Here is an 8,025-nt window from a genome sequence, read left to right on the forward strand (position 1 = left end):
CCCCCACCCCACCCGCCGCCCCCGCTCCCGTCCCGGCCCCCGCTCCCGCCGCCGCACCGGCTCCCGCCGCGCCGACCGCCGCGATACCGGCCGCCTTGGCGGCGTAGGCCGCGGCGAACCACCCGATCGTGGCAACCGGCAGCAGGCCCTTCAGGCAGGCGTTGACATCGGCGAGGTCGGCCGCCGCCGCACGGCACCGGTCGCAGATCTCCAGGTGCTTGCGCAACTCCCGGTCCGCCCGCAGCCGCAGGCCGCCGCGGGCATGCGCGCCGAGCCGGTCCGCGTGCCGGGCGCATTCGGCTTGCGAGGTCAGCGCGGAGCTGACATGGGCCTGCAGGTACGCCTGGCGCAGCCCCTCGCGAGCCCGGTGCGCCAGCACCGCCGTGGCGTTGGCGGTCAGCCCCAGCAGCGGGGCGATCTGGCTCGGCGACTCCTGCTCGACGGCGGTGTGCCACAGCACCGCCTGCCAGCGCTCGGGCAGGGCCTTGAACGCCTTGACCGCGAGTGACTGTTCGGCCTCGTGCATGGCCCGCACATCCGCACCAAGATCTGTCGCGGCGCCGAACCCGCCCTCGCCGCTGGCGGCCGTACCGGCGGCACCGACCGCGAACACCGCGAAGTCCTCGACCAGTTGCTCACGCCTCGCACTGCTCGTCCAGGAAGCCGCGACCCGCCGCACCGTCGTCAGCAGATACGCCCGCACCGCCGCGTCCGGCCCGGCACCGCCACGCACCGCCTGCAGGGTGCGGGCGAACACCTCACCGGTGAGGTCCTCCGCTGTATAGGCGTCCCGGCAGCAACCGCGCGCATAGCGGCGTACCGCGTCGGCGTGCCGCCGGTACAACTCCTCGTACGCGCTGTCGTCACCGCCGCGCACCCGGGCGACCAACTCGGCATCAGACGGCGGCAGTTGCGCACCACCGGGATGCTCGCGCTGCTGCGGTACGGACTCGTCGGCCGCGCCACGTCCGCCACCGGCCCGCTCGGTGGCGTCCGCCGCGCCCGTACCGCCCGCCCCGGCGGGTGCCTGGCCCGGAACCCTTCGGTGCAGCCCGCGGCCGGGTCTGGCGCCCTCGCCGGAGCCACCGTCGGCCCTTGAGCCGTCGGCTTCCGGGCCGCCGCCGGACCGCGTGCCGTCAGTGCCCCGGGACTCGTCCTGTCCGTCAACGCCCATCGCGCAAGCTCCACAACCCGCCGCCGCACCAAGCCACGGCCAAGAGTCGCACACCGGCATGGCGCGCGCCCCGGGCTGTTACCGGAACCACTCGTCCGAGCAGATCACCGCCTCGCACCCGAACGTTCACTCGCACGAGGTGGACTGTCCGCCACCGGAGCGCGGGCGGCACCCCGATCCGGCGGCGGACCGGTGGCCGACTACGCCGTACGTATCTGCGGCCGCGACCGGAGCCCTTCCAACAGGATCTCCAACAGCCGTGCCGAAGCCGCCTCCTGCTGCTCCGCGTCCGGCAGCGAGGGCGCCGCGGTGGCTATCACCAACAGCACATCGGCCACCGCCACATCGGGCCGCAACTCGCCTGCCGCACGGGCCCGTTCGACCAGTTGGCCGACCACGGTGAGCAGCGCCGAGATGCCGCCGTCGCCGTGCTCCGCGCCGACCAGCGACCGGGTCTCCACCAGCCGCGGCGGTTCGGCCCTGCGCCCGTCCACACCGCTCGGCACGACCGCCGGGTCGCGCTGCTGCGGAACCCTGGCCTCGGCCACCTGCGGCGCTTCGTTCTCCACCCGCAGCACCTGCGGCGGCAGCAGCCGTCCGGCCCCGGACGCCACCGAGGTGCGCAGGAACCGCGAGAGCGCGGCCCACGGATCGTCCTCCTGCCCGAGCGCGGCGCGGGCCTGCTCGGTCAGCCGGGCGGTCTCCTCCTCCGCGATGCGGCGCACCAGCACGTCCTTGCTGGGGAAGCGCCGGTAGACCGTGCCCACGCCCACCCGGGCGCGCCGCGCCACGTCCTCCATCGGCGCGCCGTAGCCCAGTTCGCCGAAGACCTCCCGCGCCGCCCGCAGCACATGCTCCAGGTTGCGCTGGGCGTCCACGCGCAGTGGCGTGCCCCTGCCCCCCGTACCCCCTGTCGTCAGTCCGTGCGCACGTCCATGGGCACGGCCGTGTCCGTCACCGTCAGTGCTGATGGTGCTCATCGACCACTGCGGGTCCTGAATATGCATATGTATCCCCCGGTTGTGAACGTCTCCCCCCGGAGACTCCCCCAATGTCCCGTCGGCTTAGGGCAGTTGCCCGCACCGATGACGTACCGCTGTACGAACATAGTTGAGCCCAAGTCAAGAATGAAGGGGGTGGTTCCGCCCGGACCGCCCCGATCGGGTACTTCCTCGGACTGCTTTCAGCATCGTACGAGTCTGTGCGCCAGCCATGATCGGCCTGTGGACAACATGGTTTGGCCCTGTGGACAAACCACCGCTTGTCGGTGCGTCATGGGAAGGTGACACAGCCAGCACGGATCCTGGTGGTCGGCGGCGGGTACGTCGGCATGTACGCGGCCCTGCGCCTCCAGCGCAGGCTCAGACGGGGCGAGGCCGAGGTGGTCGTCATCTCGCCCGACCCGTACATGACGTACCAGCCGTTCCTCCCAGAGGCGGCCGCCGGGTCCGTGGCGCCCGCGCACGTCATCGTGCCGCTGCGGCGTGTCCTGCCCCGTTGCCAGGTCGTGGTCGGGCAGGCCCGCCGCATCGACCACGCCAGGCGGGTGGCGTACGTCTCCACGCACGCCACCCGCAGCGAGGGCGGCGGCGACGCCGAGCTGCGCTATGACGAGCTCGTCCTGGCCCCCGGTTCGGTCTCGCGCACCCTGCCGATCCCCGGACTGGCCGAATCCGGTATCGGGTTCAAGACCGTGGAGGAGGCCGTCGGCCTGCGCAACCACGTGCTGGCGCAACTCGACATCGCCTCCTCCACCCGCGATGTCGAGGTCCGCGACGCCGCGCTGACCTTCGTCTTCGTCGGCGGCGGATTCGCCGGTGTGGAGGCGCTGGCCGAGTTGGAGGACATGGCCCGCTACGCCACCCGCTACTACCACAACGTGCTGCCAGAGGACATGCGCTGGGTGCTGGTGGAGGCCTCGGACCGGATCCTGCCGGAGGTCGGCGCGGAGCTCGGCCGGTACGCGGTGCGCGAACTGCGCGGCCGAAACGTGGACGTACGGCTGGAAACCCGACTGGCCAGCTGCGAGAAGCGGGTCGCTGTGCTCAGCGACGGCGCGCGCTTGCCCACGCGTACGGTGGTGTGGACCGCCGGGGTCAGACCGCATCCGCTGGTCGCCGCCACCGATCTGCCGCGCGACCCGCACGGCAGACTGCGGGTCACCGCCGCCCTACGCCTCGACGGCACCGAACACGCCTGGGCCGCCGGTGACGCCGCGGCCGTACCCGACCTGACCGCCGAGAAGCCCGGCGCCGAGTGCGCGCCGAACGCTCAACACGCCGTCCGCCAGGGCAGACTCCTCGCCGACAACGTCGTCGCCACACTGCGGGGCGGCGAACCCCGGGAGTACCGGCACGCGTTGATCGGCTCGGTGGCCTCCCTCGGTCTGCACCAGGGCGTCGCCCATCTGTACGGACGCCAGGTCAAGGGCTACCCTGCGTGGCTCATGCACCGCCTCTACCACCTCAGCCGCCTTCCGACGGCCAACCGCAAGGCCAGGGTCCTCTCCGACTGGACACTGGCCGCGCTGTTCAAACGGGAGATCGCGGCACTCGGCTCCCTGGAGAACCCTCGTGCGGAGTTCGAACTCGCCGTCGGCACCGGCAGACAGCCGGACCAGTAACCGCGGGCGCGCGCCCACCCATCCACCCGCCGCCAACTACGCTCCACCACTGCGGTGATGACGGCGAGTACGTCCACACCTGCGAAGAGTGACACATGCGCCTGACGCGGGCAGAGTGTGACACAGAAGAGAAACTGGGCGTTTACCCCACGGCCGCCCGGCAGAGCCACCCGGTACGACAGCACGAGGCATCAATCTGTGAATCTGACGCGCTGGAGCGCCCGGCTCCCCGGAACACAGCGACGCGCGGCGGCTGCCGCCGCATCAGCGGATCCCACCGCACCACCCTGTGCCACCGGCGCCCAGGGATCCGTCCCCGCCGCCCGCGGAACGCAGCACTGCGAGCCGACCGCGGCCGACCAACTCTCCGTCCATGACGTCCTCGGCCAGGTCCCGGCGCTGATCGCCATCACCTACGGGCCCGAGCACCGCACCGGATACGTCAACGACGCCTACACCGAGGTGTTCGGCGCCCGTAAAACCGGCGAACCGGCCCGCGAGTCGCTCCCCGAACTCGCCGAACTCGGCCTGCTGCCGCTGATGGACCAGGTGCTGCGCAGCGGACGGCCGCGCACCGTCAAGGCCCGCAAGGTCGCCTGGGCGCGTGCGGCGAACGAGGAGCCGCGGGACGGCTACTTCACCTTCACCTGCACCCCGTTGGCGAACACCGCCTTGGAGAAGGCGGCGGCCGAGGAGGCCGCCGAGGGCGGTGTGCTGGTCTTCGCCGCCGACGTCACCGACCAGGTGCGCTCCGCCGAACGGCTGCGGGTCAGCGAGCGGCTGCAGCGTGAGGCGGCCGTCACCTTGCAACGCAGCCTGCTGCCACAGGAGTTGGAGCAGCCCGACGACCTGCGGGTGGCCGCCACCTACCAGCCCGGCGGCACCGAGGCCGCCGTCGGCGGCGACTGGTACGACGTGATCACCCTCGGCGCGGGCCGCACCGCTTTGGTGATCGGCGATGTGATGGGCCGCGGCGTGCGCGCCGCCGCCGTGATGGGCCAACTGCGCACCGCGGTCAGGGCGTACGCCAGGCTGGACCTGCCGCCGCACGAGGTGATCCAGCTGCTGGACGGGCTGGCCGCGGAGATCGACGCCAGCCAGATCGCCACCTGCGTCTACGCCGTGCACGATCCCAGTGAGGCCCGGCTGACCTTCGCCTCCGCCGGGCATCTGCCCATCGTCGTCCGCGCGGCGGACGGCAGCGTCCACCGCGCGGAGGGGCCGACCGGCCCACCGCTGGGCACCGGCGGCTGGCTGCACGCCTCGGGCTCGGTACCGCTGGAGCCCGGCGCCACCGCCGTGCTCTACACCGACGGGCTGGTGGAACGGCGCGACGAGGACATCGACGAGGGCGTCGCCGCACTGGAGCGGGCACTGGCCGGGGCCAGCGGCACCCCGCAGGTCATCTGCGACCGGCTGCTGCGCACCCTGGGCGTCAGCTCGGACCACGACGACGATGTGGCGGTACTGGTACTGCAGCACCCCCGGCACACCGGTGCGGAGGCGGAACTATTCCGCAACGCCTCGCTCGACCTGCTCGGTGGTGTCGAAGCGGCGCCCAGGGCACGGGCGTTCGCCACCGGGGTGCTCGCGTCCTGGCGGTTCCCGGTGGAGCTGCGGGACCTCGGTGTGCTGGCGACCAGCGAACTGGTGGCCAACTCGCTGCAGCACGGCACCCCGCCCATGCGGTTGCGGCTGCGTCGCACCGACCGCCGGCTGATCATCGAGGTGACCGACGGCGACGACCACCTGCCGCGCAGGCGGCGCGCCGAGCCCGGGGACGAAGCCGGTCGCGGCATCGCGATCGTGGCGACCATCGCCTCGTCCTGGGGCTCGCGGCGGACACCGGGCGGCGGGAAGACCGTCTGGTGCGAGTTCGCCCTGCCCGGCGCGGGCGGCTGACCGCTCAGGCCGCCGCCATCACCCGGCCGGTCTCCGCGGACGGGGCGGTCACCGCGGCGGCCCGCAGCGGCGAGTCCTGGGCCGGGGTGAGACGCCGACCCAACCGCAGCGACAGCACGGTGATCGCCAGCGAGCAGCCCACCAGCATCACGATGTACGGGGCGTACAGCCCCAGGCCCGCCAATACGCCGCCGACCAGCGGGCCGATGGCCAACGCGAGCTGCTTGACCAGCGCGAACGCGGAGTTGTACAGCCCGACCATGCGAGTCGGCGCCAGATCCGCCACCAGCGGGGCCACCGTCGGCGCCAGCATCGCCTCACCCAGGCCGAACAGGGCGTACGTGGAGATGATCGCCCCCGTCGCCCACATCTGGTGCCCGTGGATCAGCCCGGAGGCGCCCGCGGCCAGCCAGGCGACCGTCCATATCAGCCCCACCGCCGCTATGACCCGGGTGCGCCGCCGCCGCTCCACCGGCTTGAGCACCAGGAACTGCGCGATCACGATGACCGCCGTGTTGGCGGCCAGCGCCACACCCAAGGTGGCGGGCTGGATGCGGGTCACATCGGTGGCGTATGCCGACAGCCCGGACTCGAACTGCCCGTAGCAGGCGAAGAACATCACCGCGCCGAGCACACACAACCGCACCATCGAACGGTCCGCCAACAGCGCCCGCCACCCACCGGCGCCCCGCTCACCCTCCGGCGCGTCCTCGATGTCCTCGATCGCGACGGTACGCGGCAGCCGTACGGTCGCGACGATGGCGGCCAGCACCAGGAACATCGCCGCCTCTATGGCGAACAGCCGGGTGAACGAGCCGGGGTGGGCGGTGTCCACCAGCAGTCCGCCGAACAGACCACCTATGCCAAGCCCCAGGTTGTTCAGGAAGAACTGCAAGGCGAAGGCGCGGGACCGAGTCGCGGTGCTCGAGCACCAGACGATCAGTGTGGCCAGCGCAGGCTGGATCACCGCCATGCCCACGCCGAGCACGGCGGCGGAGAGGACCGCCATCGGTGCCGTGGTCGCCAGGCCGAACCCCAGCGAACCGAACGCGGCGACCACGGAACCGACGAGCACTACGGGCAGCGGACCCCGCCGGTCGATGACCCGACCGGTGAACGGCAGCACGACCAGCGCGGCGGCGGCGAAAGCCCACAACACCACGCCCGCGGTGACGGCACCAAGATCCCTTACCCGCGCCACGTAGACGAACAGGAACGGGACCGTGAAGCCGTTGCCGAACGCGCTCAGCGCGTTCCCAAGCTGGATCCGGCGCAGCGCTGCGCCCATTGCCGTGGTCACACTCACCTACCTCTGTGCGCGAGCCCGTGCTCTACGAGCTCGAAGACTTCAACCCTAAACTTCGAAGCTAAAATATACACACCCGAAGACTTAAGCGCGAACGACTTCCATGGGATACTCGACACATGACCGCAGCCGACGAGCCGCCCCATGAGCCGGCGGAGCTCGACCTCGACGAGCAGATCGCCATCTACCAGCGCGAGTTCCCCGAGGTGGACCCGCAGATCGAGAAGGTCGTCTCGGCCCTCCAGCGGCTGAACCGGCGGATGAACGTCGCCTACGGCCGCCAGGTCGCCGAGCTCGGCATAAGCAACGCCGAGTGGGAGGTGCTCAAGGCGCTCGTACTGGTGGGCAAGCCGTACCGCCTCGGCCCCGGCGATCTCGCCAAGCGGCTGGGCCTGACGCCCGCCGCCATGACGCACCGCATCGACCGGATGGTCGCCGAGGGCCTGGTGACCCGCGAGCGCGACGAGTCCAACCGAGTGCGGGTGATCGTCGAGCTGACCGACGAGGGCCGCGGCAAGTGGCTGGAGGCGATGCGGATGGCCTCGGGCTTCGAGTCGCGACTCCTGCAGGACCTGTCCTCCGACGAACTGGCCACGCTGGGCGGCATGTTGACGAGCGTTCTGCAGCGGGTGGACCCGGATGCGGCGGACGGCACGCACGCGAGTTGACACGGGCCCGGCTCATCCGTAGTGTTCTTCGGGTTGCCCGGCGTGAGCGCCGACCTCGGTCGGTCCGCGGGCGACCATTCCGCAAACGCACTCGACTAGCTGTCGCAGCTTTGTCGTGCGCGTTTTCGGAATGTGGAACCGGAATTCGCTCGATTAGACCGAGCGGCCAAGGATCCGCTAAAGTCTCACTCGTCGGAACGGCCGAGCGGCCGGAAAGACAAACCAAGCAGGAAATCCCGCCAGCGGGAATCGGGCCGGAAAGGGTCTGATAAGCTGGAGAAACCGAAGGGAAAGCCCGGAGGGGCCGGTGAGACGGTCTCGAAGGAAGCTTCCGTTCCTTGAGAACTCAACA

General features: G+C 71.4%; 6 protein-coding genes. 3 read left to right on the top strand and 3 right to left on the bottom strand.

The window, feature by feature from the left end:
• Together NON19_RS32780 and NON19_RS32785 are read right to left on the bottom strand one after the other, a co-directional pair.
• The coding region (locus NON19_RS32780; RefSeq protein ID WP_255932921.1) for a sigma-70 family RNA polymerase sigma factor at positions 1–1,174 on the bottom strand (1,174 nt) is incomplete at its 3' end.
• A 200-nt stretch (positions 1,175–1,374) separates the two neighbouring features.
• Positions 1,375–2,181, bottom strand: coding sequence for a TetR/AcrR family transcriptional regulator (locus NON19_RS32785; protein WP_255932922.1), 807 nt, complete (start codon positions 2,179–2,181; stop codon positions 1,375–1,377).
• Positions 2,182–2,456: 275 nt separating this feature from the next.
• Here NON19_RS32785 and NON19_RS32790 point away from each other — a divergent pair, with 275 nt between their 5' ends.
• Together NON19_RS32790 and NON19_RS32795 are read left to right on the top strand one after the other, a co-directional pair.
• Entirely contained in the window at positions 2,457–3,797 is a 1,341-nt protein-coding gene (locus NON19_RS32790; protein WP_255932923.1) for an NAD(P)/FAD-dependent oxidoreductase, read from the top strand.
• A 198-nt stretch (positions 3,798–3,995) separates the two neighbouring features.
• Positions 3,996–5,699 (top strand): ATP-binding SpoIIE family protein phosphatase, encoded by a 1,704-nt coding sequence (locus NON19_RS32795; RefSeq protein ID WP_255932924.1) that lies wholly within the window; start codon positions 3,996–3,998, stop codon positions 5,697–5,699.
• Positions 5,700–5,703: 4 nt separating this feature from the next.
• Here NON19_RS32795 and NON19_RS32800 read toward each other — a convergent pair whose 3' ends face one another.
• Entirely contained in the window at positions 5,704–6,999 is a 1,296-nt protein-coding gene (locus NON19_RS32800) for an MFS transporter (protein WP_255932925.1), read from the bottom strand.
• 125 nt (positions 7,000–7,124) lie between these two features.
• Here NON19_RS32800 and NON19_RS32805 point away from each other — a divergent pair, with 125 nt between their 5' ends.
• Positions 7,125–7,673, top strand: coding sequence for a MarR family winged helix-turn-helix transcriptional regulator (locus NON19_RS32805; RefSeq protein WP_255932926.1), 549 nt, complete (start codon positions 7,125–7,127; stop codon positions 7,671–7,673).
• Positions 7,674–8,025 lie beyond the last annotated feature (352 nt).

The organism is Streptantibioticus rubrisoli (assembly GCF_024436055.1).
In the GTDB taxonomy this organism is placed as follows: Bacteria; Actinomycetota; Actinomycetes; order Streptomycetales; family Streptomycetaceae; genus Streptantibioticus_A; species Streptantibioticus_A rubrisoli.